Genomic DNA, 21,180 nt, shown 5'->3' with positions numbered 1-21,180 from the left:
TAGTTTTTTAATTTCAATTTTCATTCACTCTTTTTAGTACATCGTTTTTTCCCATAAAAAAAACCGACAACTTCCATAATTCAATGATTTTATATCATCATTGAATTATGGAGATTGTCGGTTTCACTTCAACTAACTTCAATAAAGTTTTTTGAAGAGCTCCCATTTTATAGAGGATAATGTATGTATTACTCCTGTTAAAAAGAAAAGTATATTTCTGATCTCCTAGATTATGCAATCAATATATCAATTTATGTTATGTGCTATCTTTTAATTAAGAAACTTTTTCATTTAGTCAATATTACATATTAAAAAAATGCTAAAGCCTTAATTATAGCAAACTGTTAAAATGAGCATCTATCAATTTTTTAAAACAATTATAAGATAAACCATATTAAGCAGTTTGTCAATTTCTTTATCAGTTTTTTAAGAGTTATTTGAATTACGATTTATTATACCTAAATAACTTCAAGTTTTTTAATTATTAGCATGTTAATAAAGTTAAATAAAGTGCAAAACTTGTAGGTTTCTTAATCCTTCCACTAACCTTAAGTTTTATTTTTAAAATTTCCCCTCAAGATTATGAAGCAATTTAAAAATCATTACTCGTTCGCCTGTACGGGAGCTTATATCCGTATGAAAGCTTTTCACTTTCTCTCCAGTTAATTCTAGTATAATCTCTTTCAAATCATCAATTCCAGATTCAACTAGCTCCGAACGGTTTTTCTTTATCGTTAGCATGCCGTCTTTTGTTTCGCAAACAGTATATTCAGCCGGGGTTAAAATACCTTGTAAATTTACGATAATCATATCCCGTAATATATCTGTCTTAACGGATATAGAACCGCGTCCTAAGTAGTCCTTTTCCCAATGAGTAATTGCTTTGCTTATCTCTGATTCAATAGAGCCTTTTGAGCTTTTCATCTATGTATCCTCCTTCAATAAAATAAATTTACAATAACAATATAATAATCTGGATTGATTTTATTTTCAATTATTGAGAAGAATTTATTGGGGTTGTTGTAAGGTATCCTTTCATATCATAGTGATTTTTCATATTACAATATAGATTTTTTGATCATTCCCAACAAGTTACTCTTACTATAAAGGCTCTGTTGCATAGATTTCTAAAAAGGTCATTGTGGGGGGAGTTGTATTTTCTTAGCTTGATAGCGATGGGGCAGGACCCCTGTACGTTAAGAGATTAGGTTGTATATTTGAGGAGATGTACGAGACAGGTGTGAATTTAGGGTAATCTAATATTTCACATTCAAATATGATAGAATAGAAGTATATCCAAAACGGAGGAATAACAAATGAACTCAAACACAAAACAGTTTATTTATGATATCCAGCAACGAAAGAACAATTATATAGAAAATGCTTTAATAGCAATACAACACCCTAAAAAAGAGCAATCTGAGCAGGTCATTCAAAATATAGTAGAGAAAATGGATATGATGATTAGTCTAGTTACTACGTACATGAGGATTGAATCTGGATCTACGAAAGAATTAAAAGAACTTCAGAAAGAAATTATCCATGCTCAAGCATATATCCAAAAACGAAAATTTGAAGAAACACAGAGATAAAACCCTGTGTTTTTATTTGATGTTCTATGACGCTAATCTGTTATAAATCAAATTACATGTAATTTGATTATTGTTTTGGCATAATCCATACAATTTGTTGAATGCGTACAATATATGGCACCGTATCTTCAATGAGCAAATGATCGGGTTTCACATCCTTTAATTTACCTCTTATATTTCCTCTTACAGTTTCAATAACCACATGTTTACCAATTACTGATTGTAATGTCTGATATACATAGGGATTAGGCACACTTACCATATTTTGTTTACTAAAGTCATTTCCCTCCAAATAACTCATTCTATAAGACTCCTTTCTAACTCGCATTCTTTCTCCTAATATATGATGTAAATCTTATAAATATGCTAGAAGGATAATTCATTATATGAACGGAAATAACATTTTAATAAGATACGGTTTCTATTCCTAAATTGCTAAAAAATTATTTATATAAAGTTACTTTTACTAGTTAATAGGTGATGATATAGGGATATTTTGAATGTACATCTAGGTTGTTCCTTTCAGGATATGTATCATTTTAAATACGCCCTTTATTAGAATAGTACTCATACTTTTTTTGAGATTCTTTCGTAATACGTGCGTTAAGTAAAATTGCTAACAATAAAAACACTCCATATTTTCCCCCTGTAGCTCCTATGATAATCACACTACTACAAACAAGTACAATTAATAGGATAAACGAAACTAAATAAATACGATCATAATTCTTTGACATCTTCTCGTATTTTATGCGTTCTTTCCTTGCATCCATCTAAATTCCTCCTTTAAATAATCCATTTCACTCTCAAATAAATCTAGCCCTTAAAAAGGAAACAATCTATCGTTTTAAATAATTAGTTTGTTTTTTATCAACTAATTTATATAACGTAAAAAGAAATCCTACCAATATTAAGCTCTCTACCATGATAATCCCGACCCTCTCCTTCCTTTTAATCCCAACAAATCAGATAAAAGTTATGTATATCCCATATTAGCTGCAACAAGCAAAAAGGATCCCCTTCTCTTAAAGGCCGATCCTTTTCTCCTTGTATGCAACTATTTTTACCTATTCTTGATTAATTAGAATAATAGCTGGTCCATCTACACGAATTCCACCAACTTCGATTTTTTCATAAGACTCAACTGTAATAGAGATGATCCCTTCTCGCTTCTTTAATTCATTACTTAATTCTTTTGTTAACATTTTTTTCATGTGTGTACTCCTTCTTACTGCTTAATTTACTATTGGTATGTAAATAAAATTTAAATTGGTTTCCTGGTCTGGAAACCAATTTTTTGTAGTTGACCATATGGTGTTACCAGTTCGTTTATCAATTTTACGTAAAGAAGATAAACAATTACTATTCACCGTCTCAGTAGATATAAGGCACTCTTACAGATAGTGGTGAGATTGATTGTTTTTTCTTCTAGAAATAATGACTTAGATAGTATATTACCTAAAACAATGAAAGCCCTACCTCTCTTTCATCCTTACGGCTCCTTGTCCGTGCCAGTGTGAATCAGGATTGTAAAAATCAAGTGACTATTTAATCGAGTTATTTGATGAAACTTCAAACGTTCGTAAAAGAAATTTAAAAATAAAAATGGATTAGATTGAAGTAATAACAAAAGAGGTATCTACTCTAAAAGTGAGTTGAAGAAATTGAATATCTTTGAAATACTTTCCTTTTAATAATCATCATATACCCAGAAAATTCAGGATATTCCCGAGGGATGTCATACAGTATTTATAATACATCTCAACAGAAACTTTTTATTTGTTTTTCAGTGATTCCTTTAATTAATTCTAGCTCACTGACCAAAAATTTATATGCATCATCCAACAATTTTTTTTCGCTTGTATTCAGTGCTTTTTCCTTCTTTATACGGATTAAATCACGTATAACTTCAGCACCTTCTTGTATTTCACCCGTTTTTATTTTATCTGTGTTTACTTTATGCCTTTGTTTCCACGGCATTAATTCACCTGATTCTCCATGCTGAAAAATGTGTATAATGCGCGTTAATGTAAGTATATCAATAACTGGGCGTATATTCGAACTCAATATTTTGCCCTTAGGAATCATGATTTGCATATTACTAAGGGACATTTTTATGACATAATAAAGTTGCTTTTTCCCTGAGAACTCTTTTTCTTCTATGGCTTCAATTATACCTGCTCCGTGCATTGGATAAACAATGTTATCGCCAATTTGAAACATATAACCCACCTCCATATGTGGTAACCTTCTCAAGCTTAACACATATGTTATTTTTTATCAAATATTTAATAATATCATGAGTTTATTTTTGGTGTCAATCACTTTTTTCTTCGGAAGTTAAATTAAGGAAAACAGCCGCAAAATAATAGAGAGCGTTCTAGATTTCAAATAAAAGAAAAGGGAATTCCCACGCGTATATTCTGAAATCTCTACTCATTAACGTAGATCAGTTTTCCCTTGAAAACGGCCAAATCGATCCCGTATTTTTTTCAATCTTATATGATACTCCAAAATCTCAATTCTTGCTTTTTCTGCTAGAGGGGCAATTGGTCGTAAGTCTTTTAACCCCCAATACTCAACCACTACATCAAGTACTTGATCAAAATATTGTAGTGGCCCATAGTTTGCTTCTTTTGCAATCACAGCCATTCTATTTTCAAAATCAGGCATGACGGCACCTGGCATTTTAAAATTCCTAATCACATTGGCAATATGGTAGCAATAATTTGGTTCCAATTCTAAATGTGTTCGAATAACGTCTCGATAAAACGCATAATGAAGTGTTTCATCTTTTGCAAGACGGCGTAATAATGTAGCAAGATCTGGATCATGCTTACTTGCCACCTTAGCTACATTATTGTAAAACACCATTGTTGCAAGTTCTTGTAGCGTCGTATACGTCATGGCTTCGATTGGTGTATGAAAATCAGGCTCAAATCCACACTCAACGACTGATTTTCTTAATTCATGTATACGTTTAGGGTTTACACTTCGAGTGAGTAGTAAATATGTCTCTAATAAATTCGAATGTTGATCCTCTTCTGAGGTCCACGTATGAATAAAGTCTGTAATAACAGAAAGGGAACCTTTAAAAGTCGCAGATAAATACGTTGTAAACCATGGTAAATTCACTTCTGTTAATAAAGCTGTTTCAATGGCCGTAATTACACCAGAAGGGAGAGTAACTTGACTTTCATCCCAAGGAACTCTTTTAAAGTCCATTCCCTTATCCCATGGTAAAAACTCATGATAACCCCAGTCTATCTTCTGCGCTCTTATTTTATGTTGTTCATACAGTTCTTTTAAACGTGGTTCTAATCGGAAATCTAAATCATTTGTTAGCATATAAGTGCCCCCTTTTCTTACCATGAATATTCAGCTTATTTTTATCTCTAAAAATTTTCTACAAATAAATATTACTTTCCTTTTTTTAAATCAAACATAACAAACTTGTAACAAAACTCTTTAAGAGTGCTATATTTTCATAGGATTTTTTTATCAAAAGAGGGACCGTTACATCTATTTTCTTTTTTATAAAATAGATATTGAGGCAAACAATATGTTAGTTAGTCAAAATAAAAACTAACCTCAGTAAATACAGAATAACATTCATCGATAAAGATACTCGTCATGTTGTAAATTTTGGTGAGTGTAAAAAGGTGCATGCCTATAAAGAATCGTTTTATAATAAAGATTGATAGTGTTTTATATACACTATCAACTTATTTAGACGTAAGATTATAATCCAATATATTAGATTAAGCGCTTGAAAAAAATATAGTTGATGAGATAGCCTTAAACGACAATTCCCAACAAGCTTAATGCACATTGGCTATGATGAGTTAGACCAAATTTTGTGAAACAGTATACAAAAAAAGGGAAGAGGCGATAAACATGCAGTCAACGGAAGCGCATATGAAGGAAAAACAACGTAGAGAAAAAATAGAAATTATATTTAGTCACAGGGTAAAAGGGGAGAATTTTTTTCACGGTTCTTCCTATCAATGGAAAAACATTGTATATCAAAATTATAATAGGATACAACAAAAAGAGTTGGAAATTGAACAACTCATTTCGAAAATGGAAAAAGAAGGGATCCGTTTTACGCAGCACCGTTCACTCATACACTATCCCGTCATTGATTTCGTAAAATATATAGCTAAGATTTATAAGGAGCCCCTCGAAATAAAATAATCATATTTATAAAAGGTTTATTTCCGGGGATTTTTTTAACTTAAAACCAGGGGTACCGCCCCATTTCCATCAAGATAAAGTTTTATAACACCCCCAAAACGAAATTTTTAGGTTTTATTGTGAAAAAAGCCTATTTATCGTTTTGGGGGTGACCTGTTTTCTTAGGTTGATGGCGATGGGGTACCGCCATCAACCTAAGATTACCCAAAGATCTAAAAAGCCATGCCATTGCTTCTCCACGAAGAGATCGTGGAATACATCAATCACAGCCTTTTCTATCGAACTTGTAGCAACTGCCAAGCTGATTCCATGGAAAATATGTAAAATCACTAAGCATATAGCCCCTGTTATCCAAGTATAAAAATACATTGTCTTTACAAATAATACTCAAACATTTTTGCAACTTTTTCTTTTATTTTTTCTTTTATAGATAATTGGTTGACGTCAGAGGATGTTACTTGCTTTGAATTTTGTAAGTCTGCATTAATCACTGGTTTTATTCTCGAAATATAGATAGGGTCATGAATATAACAGTTCATTTCTTCATTTAAATGAAACGAGCGTGAATCAAAATTCACGGTCCCAACCATCAATACTTTTTCATCAATCAAAAATACTTTACCGTGTAACACCCCATTTTTGTAACCATATACTTCCATCCCCTGTTTTAATGCTTTTCGGATATATGGATATGCTGCTTCTTTAACTAATAGTGCATCCGAATGAGGTGAGAATAGAATTTTGACACGGACTCCCCTCTTTCTTGCATCTACTAATGCGTTCCAAATAGTTCTGTCTTTTGGTATAAAATAAGGTGTTAATATAATAATGGATTCTTTTGCTTGTTGAAACAGCATTTTATAATCTTGCCCAAGTTTTTCTCCACTATAATATGCAGTAAATCGTTGCGAGGTTGCTCCCTTTTCCTTTACCGCATTGTGTATCGGAATCGGTTTCTCTGAGTTTCTCTTCCAGTCTAATAAAAATTGTTGTTCTAAATCTTGAACTCCTTCTCCTCGTATTTGAAGATGATAATCTCTCCAATAACCAAGTTTTTCTTTTTCCCCCAAATACTTCTTTCCGATGTTGAATCCACCAATGTAACCAACCTTTCCATCAATAACTGAAATACGACGATGATTCCGATGATCCAAAGAAGAAAAAAGATAAGGGAAAGCAGGTTTATTGTAATATGTAAAATGAACTCCTTTTTTAACTAATAATTCTCTTTCCTTTTTCTTTAGTAAAATTCCACCTAACCTGTCCAAAGCATAGTATACTTCTACACCTTCTTGACTTTTTTTCCGCAATAACTCTAGAAACTGATGGCTTACTTTATCATCAGCAATAGAAAAAAAGTTAACATGCACGTAATGCTTTGCTTTCTCTATATCTGAGAATAGTTGATTGTTTAACTGTTTCCCATCTGTATACAAAGTAATATCACTTTGACGCATAGGGTATTGACTAGCATTATGGCTAAATACCCCATTTTTTTCGGCTATCGTTCTGTCAATTTCACCCCAAACAAACAGAACTAAACATCCACCGATAAATAAAAAGAGGAACACTTGGAAAATTCTTCTTATCTTTTTCAGCACATTTAATCTCCTTTATATATTATCGTTTTATTTCTGCTAGTTTTTGTTATTGGGACAAAACTATTCCATGCATCTATTAGCTAAAAAAATCCTTCTTTGAATGATTAACTATAAAATTTCTCATTCGCATAACCCTAAAATTGGAAGTCGTACGATGATAACAAAATAGGCATTCTATATTTTGAAGTACATTTACAAGGAGGAATACTACATGACAGTAAGCACTAAACTTAAACAAACTATCGCTGGATTAAAGAGTGCTCAAGCATGCCTAGAAGGATTTGTTCTTGATACTGATAACAAGCAAGCAAAACAATTATATAAAGGTGCAGCACAACAAGCTCAAGAAATTATTGAATCTTTAAATCCTCGTCTTCAACAAATTGAATATGAAGAGCCTCAGTACAAGTAATAACATAATACCTTTCACATAGAATATCGTCCCCATGGAAGAGTGCCCAGCTTAAATAACGATTATCATAATGCTAATTACGATTAAAGGGTCTCACCATATTGCCATCAATTTAAGAATTCAAAATTACCCCAAAACGAAAAAATGAGTTCAACTCTCATGGACACCTATGAAAAGATAAAATTTTCGTTTTTGGGGCATTTCAAAATATTAGCTTGATTGGCATAGGGTACCGCCACATACCCGTCAAGCTAAAGATGTATATTCCATGCACTTCCGTTCTTGATGCTCACATGCTTGATATTTTTATTTGTTTTTAAAGTTTGCTTTTGATTAAAAGGGAAAATACACGCTATAAAAATAAAACCCCAATTTCTCTATATTAAAATTGAGAAATTGGGGTTTAGTCACGTAATAATATTTTTTATTTAAAACAAGTAACTGATTAATAATCCTGCCGATAATAAAAAGCCAAAAATCGTATTTGTCATCGCTGTTGATTTCATTGCGATGCGCATATACCCAGGATCCTTTGCACCTTTTTGGAAACTTTGAATGGCAGAGATTGGCTTTCTCAAACCTAGGAACATAACTAATGCCCAAGGGCTTATATAACCCATCAATACAATCACAGCGATCCATAAATAAGCAATGAAAAAGGCTACAGCTAATGTTACTATTGCTTTTTCTCTCCCAAGGAGGATTACTAATGTCTTTCTTCCACCTTTAATATCTTCTTCGATATCTCGGATGTTATTAGACATGTTAATTGCACCTACTAAAATTCCAATTGGAATGGAAATCAATACACTTTCAATTGTTATCGTATTCGTTTGAATAAAGAAAGCGATGAGTACAAAACATGTCCCCATTAACAATCCAGAAACTAATTCTCCAAATGGAGTGTACGCAATTGGTAATGGACCACCTGTATATAAATAGCCAACCGCCATCCCAATTAAACCAATGACAACTAACCACCAACTGCTATTCATACAAATATAAACTCCAATAATTGCTGCTACTACATACAATAAAAGCGCAACTGTTAACACATTTTTTGGTTTCAATCCGTGACGGACAATTCCACCACCGATGCCAACAGAATCAGCGGTATCTAATCCACGTTTGAAATCATAGTACTCATTAAATAAGTTCGTTGCGATTTGCAATGCTAAACATGCAACCATCATCGCAATAAATAAAAGCCAATGAATTTCGGCAACATAAAGTGATGCCACTGTCCCTAAAATTACAGGAGAAAATGTCGCCGTTAATGTATGCGGGCGCGTCATCTTCCATATTAATTTAGCGGAACTAATTTCTTTTTCTGTCCCCATAACTCTGTTCAATCTCCCTACCTTTTAAGTATAAATGACTAGCAGTATCTTTCTCTCTATTTCCTGCTTCACATCTATTATATCAAAAAAAGAATTGGCGATAGAACTTTCATGCTCTTGCTTGCACGATAACTTTGCATCAAAATATCGTTTTTTCTAATATGGGGTGGTACCCCATCGCCATCAAGTTAAGGGCGCTAAGAGGATACATGTGAGGGTTATTTTTAAAAATTTCTACGGCTGTACTAAATGAATACAACTATGAATTAAATTTAACGGTTCTGTTTATATATTTTTTCATTTTTGTTTTCTACGCGATGTATAATGCTTTCTCCTTCAACATCAATGTTAGGCAAAATTTTATCCAGCCATTTTGGCAAGTACCAGGCTGAATTACCCATGAGAATCATGACTGCAGGTACGATTGTCATTCTCACGATGAATGCGTCAAAGAAAACACCGAATGTAAGAGCCATGCCTATGGATTTAATGATGGTATCAGGCGCCAACATGAATCCAATAAATACAGACATCATAATTAATCCCGCTGCGACTACGACTCTCCCGCTCTCCCGCATTCCTTCTACAATAGCTCTCTTCGGATCACCTGTATGCGTATATACTTCCCGCATTTTGCTCACTAGGAACACCTCATAGTCCATGGCGAGTCCGAACAAGATGCCAATCAGAATGACAGGCAAGAAGGCTAAGATCGGACCGGCAGCCGGGAACCCAAATATATTTTGGAAATGTCCATCCTGCACGAAAAATACCACGGCTCCCAACGTAGCGCCAAGAGAAAGTAGAAACCCTAATACTGCTTTTAATGGAATGAGTAGAGATCTAAACACTAGAACTAAGAGTACATACGCAAGTCCCACAATAAGGGCAGCAAAAACTGGCAAGGCGTCACTCAGCTTTTGCACGATATCAATATTCATCGCTGCTGTGCCCGTTACCATTAGTTCAATTTCATTTTTTTTCTCGGTTTGGTTCGATTTGTCCCTGATTGCTTTTACCAAATCCTTTGTCTTTGTATCGTCAGGTCCAGTTTTTGGTGTAATAGAAATCATATAAATCTTTCCAGAAGGCCCAGGGATAGCTGGGGTCACACTTTTCACGTCAGGTAGGTTACCCAATTCTTTTGCGATGGTGTTCATAGCATTTTGCGTTTCAGCTGTTGCTTCTTCTGATTTTGCTACTACCATTAAAGAAGCATGAAATCCTTCCCCATACGCTTCCGTCAACAAATCATATGCTCTTCTTTCTGTCGTTTCTGTGGACTTTGTTGTTCCATCAGAAGGCAAGCCAAGGTTCATATGGAAAAACGGAATTGAAATCACTGCAAGTAGTCCGATTGCGAAAATCGTGACAATCAGAGGACGTCTTATGACAAATTCTCCCCATTTATTTGAACCAGCATGTTTCTTAGCTGCCCCAGTCATCTTTTGCAAGAATCGATTTTGTTTAGATGGGGCAATCTTATGGCCGACAAGTCCCAAAATGGCTGGTAATATGATGACGGAAACCAACACAGCTGCAAGCACAGTAAAGGCAGCTGATACGCCCATCGCTGTCAGGAATGGAATCTTTGTAACATACAGTCCCAAAAGACCTATAATAACAGTTAATCCTGCGAAGATTACGGCACTTCCCGCTGTTCCCGTTGCGATGGCAACAGATTCTGGAACAGAATCTCCTTGTGCAAGCTGCTGTCTAAAACGATTGATAATGAAGAGTGCATAGTCTATGCCTACTGCGAGTCCCAGCATGGCAGCTAATGATAAGGAAACTGATTGGATTTCCACATAATTGGTTCCAATCATGATTCCTAGCATTCCAATTGCTAATCCGATTATCGCAGTGAGAATCGGCAGTCCAGCTACTAGAAAAGACACAAAGGTAAATGCCAGGACTACGAAGGCAACAAGAACTCCGACAATTTCAGTCATACCTGAAGTCTCTGAGTCAGAAAACGTAACATCGCCTCCTGATAACTCCGTTTGAATGCCGGCATCCCTTGTTGTTTCAATACTATCTAAAATCTTATCTTTAGAAGCTTCTGTAACCTTTTCTGCTTTTACTTTGTACGTAACAACTGCATATCCAATTGTCTTATCTTCACTGAGGTTCTGCAGTTGCATCGGTGCTGCCACAGAATCAACAGCTGAGTCTTTTTTTATCTCTTCAAGAACTCCTGCAATTTTCTGTTGTACTTCCGCTGACTCCAAGGTTTCGTTTTTTGGTGCTTTAAATGCCACTTTTACTTGGGCACCTGCTGGTTGCATCGCTTTAAACTCTTTTTCAATTACTTTTCCTGCTTTATCTGCTGGTGTATTCGGGATACTCAGCTCGTCCTTGAAAGAGGAACCCATGTTGACTGCAAAAAGCACTAATGCAATAAGAATTGCGAGTGCGCTGAATACAACCTTCTTCCTATGATTTACTGCCCAATATCCTAACTTATACAGATGTTTTGCCAATTAAATCTCACCCTATTCTTGTCAAAAATTATTCTTCTTACGTTGTAATCTAGAAACATACAAATACCTAAATTACATATAATTCATATAATAAGATTTTAAAATACTTATTACAGATTGTATCTGAATATCCCTCCCTATTTATAGCTTGTAAAATGGCGACAAATTGCCAGTAAAAAACAAAGAAAATGGTACACATTGACAGCGATAATGTCCTTTTATACAATGAAATTATCACCGCACTAACAATTGTACTTACAAGTGTAAGTATAACAGTGAATTTTCATCTTTCAAGCAATATGTGATTATTTACACTTAAAACGAACAGAATGAAGGGATGTGTTAGCTTTGAGGAAGTCAAGAGAAGACAGTATACACTCTCAAACATACATTATGGAGGCATTGAGCGCACTGTTGCATGAACATAAATTGCAAGATATAACCGTAACAGCTATTTGTAAAAAGGCTGGAGTTGCCAGAGTCACATTCTATAAATACTACCGCAACGTTTACGACGTCGTGCAAGCATCTGTGGATGAAATTGTTCAACAATTCTTGAAAGAGGTTGATAGTTTGGATCCGTATGAAAGTATGCAGCTAATTATTGAATATATCATAGAGGGATTTATCTCTGCACAGAAGCCGTCAGGAAAGTTAATTGATTCAAATATATCTAATATGATGCTTGATTACTTGAATTACACAATGGAAAAGGTCTTTCAAGCGGATATTACACACGATCATGACATGAGCAGAATGCAAATCCTGTTTTTAGCAGGCGGTATCTTCAATATTGTTACCGATTGGATTAAAAGAGGGTCAAGGGAGTCTCCTCAGGCACTTGCTGCAAAAATATACGAGATTCTTCCATATGGGACAACAGATACAAGGAATTTGGCAAATTCCTGATACAACTATTCTACCTTTTATTACATCTTAAAAAATGGGCACCACATAAAAAGCTGTAAGTATTTCATCTAACCATAAACGACCGTTTTTGGTTAAAAGAGCAAAACTTTCTTTCATATAGTCTCGCCACACATCCATCAACTTAAGATCTCATAATACCCTCAGAACGAAAAACGTGTACATTTCGCCTGCTTTTTATTGTTTTGGGGTAACTCGTTCTTTTTAGCTTGATGGGCATGGGGTGGTACCCCTAATACCCCAGAAGAAAAAGAAGAGTTTGAACCCTTTAACGTACAGGGCGTTCCATATATCATTGTAAAAGATCATGAAAATAACATTCAAAAATTAATTCTTGGATTCAGCACTCAATCATTAGAAGAGGCTATTTTATAATAATCATCCCAAAAAAAGAAACGAACAAAAATGTTCGTTTCTTTTTTTGGGTGTTTAATGCTCAAGAAAACTTATAACCGCATAAGTATATAGAACGACTAGAGCAAAGGCACATATTCCCATAATTATAATCGCTAGTGCGCTTTTCTCTAGTCTAAACCCTATAATTCCAAGAATAAATGCACTCAACATTGTTACCTTAAGCATTGTAGAAAGGTTGGGAATTGAATATCCACTCAACCAGGTAGAGAAACTTACAATTACAGAAAAAGAGAACAAAGTTAGAACAATAGATAATATATTAATGTGCTTCCCATACTTCAGTTGCATTTCGCTAGCCTCTTTTCATTAGTGAATAATAGGTAGGTGACTATATTTTTATTTCATTCTAAATTTTCTTGAAAATCCACAACAAAAAGAAGAGGTTGTCCCAAAAAGTCGCTAAATAGTTACTTTTGGCTACCTCTTTTCTTTATTTTTTACTTTCCTCTAGTTCAGAGATACTTGTTTCTTTTTCAGGTAACGTATAAAGAAAATCCGTTGCTCAAATGCGAACAACGGACCTTCTTTATATGAACCAATGTAAAACATCCTCAGCAATCTCTTCTGGTCTGTCCCAATGCATTAAGTGCCCTGTATCTCTATAGAGCTTAGTCGTAATATCAATATGCTTCCTAAATTCTGCAATTTGCAATTCCCTTATTTCTAAATAATTATGTGGGAGATCACAATACAATAATAAAATATCATTTTTAATTTCATGCGATTTCAACGTTTTATACACCGTATATTGAAACTTAATTACACTTCTAGCGGTATCGCCAGTAGCATGCCATTTCACTTTATTATCTTCTTCTCGCATTAAGTCATAAACCGCACGTTCTATTAATGGTGACCACCTGCTGTAAACCATTTTTTCTGATTGGATGAATGCTTCTTTACTGTCAAAAATGTATTCATCAAAATCTTTTTCGTAATGGGTGATTTCTTCTTCTAATGATCGCGGTGGACACTCTCCTTCTTTCGCACCTTTATATAGCTTCGCAAAATAATCTGCATTCATTTTGCCATGATGATAACCACCATCTAACAATACCATTTTATTCACTTTTTCTGGACATTCTGCTGCATAGTGAAGCGCAACGCTTGCTCCCCATGAATGTGCTAATATATGAAATGTTTCTTTTCCTATCCCCGCCAGTAATGCTACTACCCACTTTGTTAAATGAGATGCACCGTAATCTTCATCTTTCCCGAAACTTGGTGTTTTCCCATGTCCAGGTAGATCAAACGATACAATATGATAGTTATCTTTTAAAAGTTTCGCTATTTCGATAAAACTTAATTTTGTACTTCCTAAACCATGAAAACAAATGATTTGAGGATTACTTTTATCTCCCCATTCACAAACACTTGCTTCATATTCGCCAAATTCTACAAAAAAGTGATTCATTTTTAATCTCCTCTAATTATTAGATATAAATTAGTTTGAATGCAAAATTGTTTTTTTCAGAATAAGTAAATTCTACAAATGTATCCAAATTCCTTTTTCGTAAATAATTTTTATAGAATACGAGAGTTAGAAAGCACCAAACGCTTATCATTTAAGTTAATGGTTAGACTACATCTTCACGCCTATGAAATTAACATAGTTTAATAGTTGTAATATACGTTTATCATATGTGTGATGTTTCAAAGTTCTATCCAGTCCATTTTTTGCTATTTGTTTTCTTTCTTGTACATGTTCCAAATAATACTCCGCTTTTTGTATAAACTCCCGTGCACTATTAAAAGTTTCTATTTCAACACCGGGTATGTAATGCTTTGCTACATCTGGTCGTATATCAGTTAATTGAAAAGAGCCTACAGCATTAATTTCAAACGTCCTATTATTTACTGAATAGGCTTGGATATTTGCAGCATTACAATTCAATTCCTGATCATTTGGTGAACGGTGTAAATTTATATTGATTTTAGTCGATACGTAAAATTGTAATGCATCCTCATACTTCGCAAGTGGCAAGACATGTATTTTATCCTTTAATCTTTCATAATTCTTTAACTTCTCCCAGCCGAACCCCACAATTTTTATGTTTTTTTCTGCTAAATACTCTGAAATAGAATCAATAAAGGTAAGTCTATTTTCAAATGCTGTGCCTATAAAACTAAGATCATACTTATATGTATCCCCTTTATAAGAAGGTTTAAACACATCTTGATTCGCCGCTAACGGAAGATGAAACACATTATTACATCCTAACGCTCTATAAAACTTGATACAATTTAAATCTTGCGTAAATATGTAATCATAATACGGAACAAGATTTTGTGTTACATCCGTATAATAAGGATCATCTGTCAGCCAAAGTCCAGTAGTAAAACCTGCACTCTTTATTACTGGCATGACACTAATAATTCCCTCGTTTAAACCACCGAGTACCAAAATAAAATCCGGTTTCATTTTTAATGCGGTTTCTATCGCTCGTTCTGGGTTCACCATAATTGTATTACTGTTTACCTTTTGTAAACTATTCAAAATTGCTTCTTCGATCATTGGATAATAAAAAGGAATGCCTGATTGAATAAATAAAATTTTCTTAGGCGTATTGTCTTTCATGTCATCTCCCCTATTTCTACATAATCAAAGTGCACGAAAATTAGCAGTCTTTATTTTTCATAACATCTTCTTTTACATGTATAAGCACCGTTTATGTCCATTATGTTGCACTTCCCCTCATTTTACAGACTAATGAGATTTTGGAAGCTGTTACGAAGGGATTAAAATTAGGTTATATTCAGCCCAATTATTAAACATAGAAAATGAATACGTAAAAAAAGAGCCTGCTCGTATGAGTTGGCTCTTTCTCTTTTACAATATCTAATACACTCTACAGCAAAAAACATGGTTAAGATCAAATTATTTCCAAACAACACCTCGCCGCTCATATTCCATTCTATATTCAACAGCAGCTGCAATTTTAGGACTTGCGAATCTTTCCGTGATCCAAAGTCCTAAATCAACTCCTGAAGTAACTCCTCTTGCGTTAATAACATTCCCTTGATCCACAATTCTGTAAGGAAGCAGTTCTGCTCCATATTCACTCATTTCATTCTGCGCCAAATGATGCATTGTCGCCTTTTTATCATTCAATATACCGGATGCAGCTAGTAACATACCTCCAGTACAGACTCCAGCAACAATCGTTCCTTCATTGTGCATCTCTCTAATTATTTTAGTCAAAGTACCAAGTTCAGCTTGCTTTCGCGCCCCATGTTCAGCTTTATGATTCCAGCCACCACCAGGTACAATTAACAAATCTGGACGATTATCCATTCGTAAAAAATCATGTAGTTTAACCGTAACTCCAAATGAAGTAGTAACTTCTTGTTTTCGTTCACTTGATACAAGGTCAACCGTAAATGGAGCCCCTTCTTCTATCGCTCTTTTCAGTACTTCAAAAGGTGCAAAGGAGACAAGTTCTCCAAAACCGTCAAACAATACAATTTGTATTTTCATTTGTAGAACACCTCATATGCTTTCTTTTTCGCATCCCAAATTAAGAGAATAAATGTTATCTACAAATTAACAATGAAGATTGTCTTTCTCCTCTCACTCTATAAACCTCCAAATGTTTTTCCAATTCCCTCTCATCACTTATTACAAGTAGCGTTTTCTTCACAAAGTTCCAATTTAAACTACCGGATAACCATAATAATGAAGAAAGCCTTTTATAATCATTTGATGTTAAAATATTATGGGCCTTATACCCTTCTAAAAATGCTCTAGCAACTTCCGAACATACTTTATGCGACTGTATTCCTTCTGTCCGGGAATACCACTTTATTAAAAAGGCTAAACCTTCAATACGATCTACATATCCAATCGATTCAAAATCTACAATCCCTTTTACACATTGATTTGAATCCCATATGACATTTAAAGGGTTTAAATCAGTTTGTACTATATACTCTAGATCATTCGTATGTGCGCTTTCTATATGATACTTAGCGAGATCTATATACCCTCTTAATTCCTTACATGTACCACCTTTATTTTCTAATAATCTTATAAACTCACCATATCCATCTAAATGAGATTTCTTTTGAAAAGTCGAGCTTTGAAACGTACTAGAAATATCATGTATCTTTCTTGCTTCCTTTCCAAAGACTTCTGCCATCGTTTCTGTACAATAAGTGACATGTTCTCCTTCCATCCAAGTAGACAATACAAACCGGTACTGTTCCTCATTCCAAGTGAGTAATGTAAAGGACTCTCCCGTCCTATTCTCCTTAATCTGCATAAATGGAATTCCATGCTCTCGTAAATAATACGTAAACCGTACTTGCTCTTTCAATTGTTCATTTGATAACGTCCCAAAGGCCGGATTGATTGTTCGATTGCTATTTATAAACCGTGCGGAATACCGATCTCCATTTACGATGATTTTATAATGCAAATCTGTATGCCAACTGTTCTTATGTAATTCTTCTTCCACTACTAATGTATGAATTTCTTTAAAATGATTTATTAATACGTCTTTTATTATTTGTTTCATCCTTTTTTCTTTTCATGTGAAAACTCTCGATGATAGGTTTGTAACATACACTTAATTTACTCAAAAGGAAAATAATAACCTACATAATTAAACACATTTGTAAAACCTACATTTTCTACAACGGCCACAGAAGGCTTATTTATTTCCATGCAGTCCCAATATGGAATGATATTATTCTCCAAACATTCTTTTACGAAACTATGAGCTATCGTTTGAGCTAATTTTCTACCTTGGTGACCTTCTATCGTTTCAATATCTATACAGTGTATATTTTCAAAAACGAACCCTGAAAAAAAACACTTACAATCATGCTGTCATAAACAATACAATAACCTATTCCCTCATTAAAAAATTCATCCGTTGAGGACCAAAACTCTAAAATTTTTGATTGTAAAAATTCAATATTCTTAAATACGTTCCCTTGATTTTCATAGAGAGCTTTACTCATTTTTAGCACTGTATATCCTTGTTCAATTTTAGGTTCATGATTATCCTCATAATCCTCTTCCTTTAGCGTATACACTCTTTGATTCCAACTCTTTAAATTACGATGTTGAAATATTTTTTCGATTGCTTTATTCCACTTTGAATAATTACCGATTGCTTCAAAGCAATTTAGTCCAGCCTTTCTCGCCTCAGGTTCTATCACATTATCAATAAAACTATTCATTTCATTATTAAACTTTTGATTTTCTGCACTTCCTATAAAAAAGAAGCCATCGTTATTCCCTAACCAAATAAGTCCTGAATTAGGAGAATAGATGTTATCTACAAATATACGACCAGGATTCACCCCTGAAATTACAGCCTTTACCTCCAATTGCCCTTTTTCATTTACTAAACTGTTACATTTATAAAAATCAGTCTTGTTTAATTCAGAAATCATATGTTATCCCCCCTGAAACTGCTCTATTCTAACTTTACCACCATGACAGAATATTCTCTATTCGTTTTAATAATTGTTTTAAACCAAAGAAGTAGATAATAAAAAAGAGCCAATCTCCTATACGATAGAAGATTGGCTCTTTCCTTTATTTACTCCCCTGTTTCAGAAAATCGCTTTATACGTTCTCCAATTTCATCGCGAACACGTTGAAATTCAGACCACTCTTTTCCTGCTGGATCATCGAATCCCCAGTGTACACGATTAACGTGCGGAGGTGTGGAAGGACAAACAGAATCTGCATGACTACAAAGGGTAACAACTAAATCAGCGTTATTTAAAATATTTGAATCGATTATATCCGATGTTTGATTCGTTATATCAATATTTACTTCATTCATTGCTTTAATAGCATTTGGATTTACTCCGTGTGCTTCAATTCCTGCAGAATATACATTCCACTTATCACCTAAATATTGTTTGCTCCATGCTTCTGCCATTTGGCTTCGGCATGAATTTCCTGTGCATAAGAAATAAATTGTCTTTTTGTTTTCCATGTTGTTTTCCACCTTTGTTTTTAAATTATACTGGTTGACCATTAAAATATTTACGCTTAAACCAAAAAGCGACGTTTACAAGGGCAATCATTACAGGTACTTCAACTAACGGCCCGATAACAGCTGCAAATGCTGCACCTGAATGAATACCAAACACACCAACTGCTACAGCAATTGCTAACTCAAAGTTATTACTACCTGCTGTAAATGCTAACGTTGTTGTCACCGGATAGTTTGCACCAATTTTCCTTCCCATAAAGAAAGAAACAAAAAACATTACAATAAAATAGATTAATAACGGAATTGCTATTCTTACTACATCTAATGGTACGCTAACAATCATCTCCCCTTTTAAAGAGAACATAACGATGATTGTAAATAGTAGTGCCAGCAATGTAAGTGGACTAATCTTCGGTATAAACACCTTTTCATACCATTCTCTTCCTTTTAACTTAACGAGTACAAAACGTGTTAACATACCTGCTATAAAAGGAATTCCCAAATAGATAAATACGGATTTCGCTACTTCTATCATTGTAATATCAACAATAGCCCCTTCAATCCCTAACCATTCTGGAATGACTGTTACAAACACGTATGCATAAACGGAGAAGAATAACATTTGAAATACTGAGTTAAAAGCTACTAAACCTGCAGCATACTCTTTATCCCCATCCGCAAGGTCGTTCCAAACAATTACCATTGCAATACAGCGTGCTAAACCAATCATAATGAGCCCGACCATGTATTCTGGCTTATCAGGAAGAAAAATAATTGCTAAAACAAACATAAGTACAGGTCCAATAATCCAGTTTTGTACTAAAGATAAAACCAATACTTTTACGTCTTTAAATACTCGGCCCATTTCCTCATAGCGAACTTTCGCTAATGGTGGATACATCATGACAATTAAACCAACAGCAAGTGGAATAGACGTCGTTCCAACTTGTAATGTATTTAATCCGTCTACTACACTAGGAAACACAAACCCTAAACCAATCCCAACAGCCATAGCTAGAAAAATCCATAGTGTTAAATATCGATCTAGAAAAGATAAACGTTTCATTTTATTTTCCATCTCCTATTAACAACAAGAATTTTTTTCTACTACGTTAGAAGTCGTGCAACAAGATGAATCTTCAATTTTATGAACATCACTATGTGCTTTTGTATAAAAGAATTCCCACTCGTTCCCATCAGGATCTGTTACCCAAAACTTATCTTGAACTGCATAGCAACAAGTCGTATCCATCTCATCACGCGCAAAGAAACCTTCTTTTTCTAACCTTTCTTTATGTAATGTAATTTCTTCAGCTGTATCCACTTGGAAACCGAAATGATTTACCTGATTTCCCTTCACTTCATCTCTTACATTCAGTGTGAAATTAAGTCCTGGCACCTCTAATAAAAATTTTGCATAATCCACTTTCACCTTAACTGGTGACACACCAAATACCTTTTCGTAGAATTCGATAGACTTCTCTAAATCCGTAACATTTATACCAACGTGAACATATCTCATAGCTAATTCCTCCTCTTTATATTTCATTAATCAATTTTTTTTGATTAATGGTGCAAAATTTTAACAGCAACTACCTTTGCCTGTTTTTCTAAAGATACAGCACAATTCTTCTGATAATAAATTATTTACTTCCGCATCATTTAAATCATAATAACTCCACGTACCTTTTGTTTCTTTTACAATTAAACCTGCATCTAATAAAATCTTTAAATGATATGACAACTTAGATTGCGTCATTTCAAAAATCTCTGTTAAATCACATACACAAGTCTGGCCTCGCTGGCAAAGTTCATACATGATTTCTAGACGCTTCTGATCCGCCAACGCTTTAAACTTTTTCTCATAGAGCTGAAAATCTTGTGCCACTGTAGTTCACTCTCCCTTCATCAATTTTTTTTGATATTTATAGTATATACGCAGATGAGTTCTATATGCAACTAATTCATCAAGTTTTTTTGATTTATCAAAAAAACTTCCTCTTCAAAATCTATACTTGAATACTTTTTCTTGCTCAATATAAAATAGCTTTCTTACAAATTAATACGATAATTTAATATTAACATGGTGCAGTTTCAGGGGTAAGTTATCAGAAGACATATGAAGTAAGCACTCTACAAATGATAATATATTAAATCTCGTTAAAACAAAAAGATATGTCCTAGTAGTATACCTAGGACATCCCCTTCATTTTATAATTTCTAGATTCTATACATCACTAACAATTGAATATACCTT

22 protein-coding genes and 1 pseudogene are annotated in these 21,180 nt (G+C 34.0%); 4 read left to right on the top strand and 19 right to left on the bottom strand.

Going from position 1 to position 21,180, the window contains the following annotated elements:
- Positions 1-561: 561 nt before the first annotated feature.
- A complete protein-coding gene (locus tag DN389_RS12835; RefSeq protein WP_061671957.1) occupies positions 562-924 on the bottom strand; it encodes a Na-translocating system protein MpsC family protein in 363 nt (120 codons plus the stop codon).
- Between the two features lie 392 nt (positions 925-1,316).
- Here DN389_RS12835 and DN389_RS12830 point away from each other — a divergent pair, with 392 nt between their 5' ends.
- Entirely contained in the window at positions 1,317-1,592 is a 276-nt protein-coding gene (locus DN389_RS12830) for a hypothetical protein (RefSeq protein WP_001087713.1), read from the top strand.
- Between the two features lie 67 nt (positions 1,593-1,659).
- Here the strand turns inward: DN389_RS12830 and DN389_RS12825 are convergent, their stop codons facing one another.
- The 5 genes from DN389_RS12825 to DN389_RS12805 all read right to left on the bottom strand — a co-directional run bounded on the left by DN389_RS12825 (position 1,660) and on the right by DN389_RS12805 (position 4,940).
- Positions 1,660-1,893: a YuzF family protein gene (locus DN389_RS12825; RefSeq protein ID WP_000120818.1), complete on the bottom strand. Its 234-nt coding sequence runs from the start codon at positions 1,891-1,893 to the stop codon at positions 1,660-1,662.
- 238 nt (positions 1,894-2,131) lie between these two features.
- Positions 2,132-2,365: a hypothetical protein gene (locus DN389_RS12820; protein ID WP_000340034.1), complete on the bottom strand. Its 234-nt coding sequence runs from the start codon at positions 2,363-2,365 to the stop codon at positions 2,132-2,134.
- A gap of 294 nt (positions 2,366-2,659) precedes the next feature.
- On the bottom strand, positions 2,660-2,806 hold the full coding sequence (locus tag DN389_RS12815) for a BC1881 family protein (protein ID WP_000738548.1): 147 nt from the start codon (positions 2,804-2,806) through the stop codon (positions 2,660-2,662).
- A gap of 547 nt (positions 2,807-3,353) precedes the next feature.
- Positions 3,354-3,815 (bottom strand): CarD family transcriptional regulator, encoded by a 462-nt coding sequence (locus DN389_RS12810; protein ID WP_097915227.1) that lies wholly within the window; start codon positions 3,813-3,815, stop codon positions 3,354-3,356.
- Positions 3,816-4,031: 216 nt separating this feature from the next.
- The gene (locus tag DN389_RS12805; RefSeq protein WP_000957101.1) at positions 4,032-4,940 is read right to left on the bottom strand and encodes an acyl-ACP desaturase; all 909 of its coding nucleotides are present in this window, start codon (positions 4,938-4,940) and stop codon (positions 4,032-4,034) included.
- A gap of 549 nt (positions 4,941-5,489) precedes the next feature.
- On the opposite strand from DN389_RS12805, the gene DN389_RS12800 reads away from it, so the two are divergent.
- Positions 5,490-5,789, top strand: coding sequence for a hypothetical protein (locus tag DN389_RS12800; RefSeq protein WP_001191994.1), 300 nt, complete (start codon positions 5,490-5,492; stop codon positions 5,787-5,789).
- A gap of 374 nt (positions 5,790-6,163) precedes the next feature.
- Here DN389_RS12800 and DN389_RS12795 read toward each other — a convergent pair whose 3' ends face one another.
- Entirely contained in the window at positions 6,164-7,390 is a 1,227-nt protein-coding gene (locus DN389_RS12795; protein ID WP_149237207.1) for a phospholipase D-like domain-containing protein, read from the bottom strand.
- 211 nt (positions 7,391-7,601) lie between these two features.
- On the opposite strand from DN389_RS12795, the gene DN389_RS12790 reads away from it, so the two are divergent.
- The gene (locus tag DN389_RS12790) at positions 7,602-7,802 is read left to right on the top strand and encodes a DUF1657 domain-containing protein (protein WP_098191422.1); all 201 of its coding nucleotides are present in this window, start codon (positions 7,602-7,604) and stop codon (positions 7,800-7,802) included.
- Positions 7,803-8,230: 428 nt separating this feature from the next.
- On the opposite strand, the gene menA is transcribed toward DN389_RS12790, so the two are convergent.
- Positions 8,231-9,142, bottom strand: coding sequence for a 1,4-dihydroxy-2-naphthoate polyprenyltransferase (gene menA, locus DN389_RS12785; RefSeq protein ID WP_000536362.1), 912 nt, complete (start codon positions 9,140-9,142; stop codon positions 8,231-8,233).
- A gap of 272 nt (positions 9,143-9,414) precedes the next feature.
- Positions 9,415-11,625, bottom strand: coding sequence for an MMPL family transporter (locus DN389_RS12780; protein WP_179955891.1), 2,211 nt, complete (start codon positions 11,623-11,625; stop codon positions 9,415-9,417).
- Between the two features lie 393 nt (positions 11,626-12,018).
- On the opposite strand from DN389_RS12780, the gene DN389_RS12775 reads away from it, so the two are divergent.
- On the top strand, positions 12,019-12,534 hold the full coding sequence (locus DN389_RS12775; RefSeq protein ID WP_098191426.1) for a TetR/AcrR family transcriptional regulator: 516 nt from the start codon (positions 12,019-12,021) through the stop codon (positions 12,532-12,534).
- 447 nt (positions 12,535-12,981) lie between these two features.
- Here DN389_RS12775 and DN389_RS12765 read toward each other — a convergent pair whose 3' ends face one another.
- The 10 genes and pseudogenes from DN389_RS12765 to arsR all read right to left on the bottom strand — a co-directional run bounded on the left by DN389_RS12765 (position 12,982) and on the right by arsR (position 20,811).
- Positions 12,982-13,257 (bottom strand): hypothetical protein, encoded by a 276-nt coding sequence (locus DN389_RS12765; RefSeq protein WP_098191421.1) that lies wholly within the window; start codon positions 13,255-13,257, stop codon positions 12,982-12,984.
- A gap of 238 nt (positions 13,258-13,495) precedes the next feature.
- Positions 13,496-14,380 (bottom strand): alpha/beta fold hydrolase, encoded by an 885-nt coding sequence (locus tag DN389_RS12760; protein WP_098191420.1) that lies wholly within the window; start codon positions 14,378-14,380, stop codon positions 13,496-13,498.
- Between the two features lie 168 nt (positions 14,381-14,548).
- A complete protein-coding gene (locus DN389_RS12755) occupies positions 14,549-15,544 on the bottom strand; it encodes a CgeB family protein (protein WP_098191419.1) in 996 nt (331 codons plus the stop codon).
- A 300-nt stretch (positions 15,545-15,844) separates the two neighbouring features.
- Positions 15,845-16,444, bottom strand: a complete 600-nt coding sequence (locus tag DN389_RS12750; RefSeq protein ID WP_098191418.1) for a DJ-1/PfpI family protein — start codon at positions 16,442-16,444, stop codon at positions 15,845-15,847.
- Positions 16,445-16,499: 55 nt separating this feature from the next.
- A complete protein-coding gene (locus DN389_RS12745; RefSeq protein ID WP_098191417.1) occupies positions 16,500-17,483 on the bottom strand; it encodes a phosphotransferase enzyme family protein in 984 nt (327 codons plus the stop codon).
- Between the two features lie 56 nt (positions 17,484-17,539).
- Positions 17,540-18,369, bottom strand: a pseudogene (locus tag DN389_RS12740) (GNAT family N-acetyltransferase).
- A 149-nt stretch (positions 18,370-18,518) separates the two neighbouring features.
- Entirely contained in the window at positions 18,519-18,923 is a 405-nt protein-coding gene (arsC, locus tag DN389_RS12735) for an arsenate reductase (thioredoxin) (protein ID WP_149237206.1), read from the bottom strand.
- Positions 18,924-18,948: 25 nt separating this feature from the next.
- The gene (arsB, locus tag DN389_RS12730) at positions 18,949-19,989 is read right to left on the bottom strand and encodes an ACR3 family arsenite efflux transporter (protein ID WP_149237205.1); all 1,041 of its coding nucleotides are present in this window, start codon (positions 19,987-19,989) and stop codon (positions 18,949-18,951) included.
- Positions 19,990-20,007: 18 nt separating this feature from the next.
- Positions 20,008-20,445 carry an ArsI/CadI family heavy metal resistance metalloenzyme gene (locus DN389_RS12725; RefSeq protein ID WP_088122557.1) on the bottom strand — a complete coding sequence of 146 codons (438 nt, stop codon included), beginning with the start codon at positions 20,443-20,445 and terminating at the stop codon, positions 20,008-20,010.
- A gap of 60 nt (positions 20,446-20,505) precedes the next feature.
- Positions 20,506-20,811, bottom strand: coding sequence for an arsenical resistance operon transcriptional regulator ArsR (arsR, locus tag DN389_RS12720; protein WP_000046014.1), 306 nt, complete (start codon positions 20,809-20,811; stop codon positions 20,506-20,508).
- Positions 20,812-21,180 lie beyond the last annotated feature (369 nt).

Origin of the sequence: Bacillus sp. AY3-1 (assembly GCF_008368785.1) — a bacterium.
GTDB lineage: Bacteria > Bacillota > Bacilli > Bacillales > Bacillaceae_G > Bacillus_A > Bacillus_A wiedmannii.
This window is presented reverse-complemented; position numbering and strand designations above follow the sequence as displayed.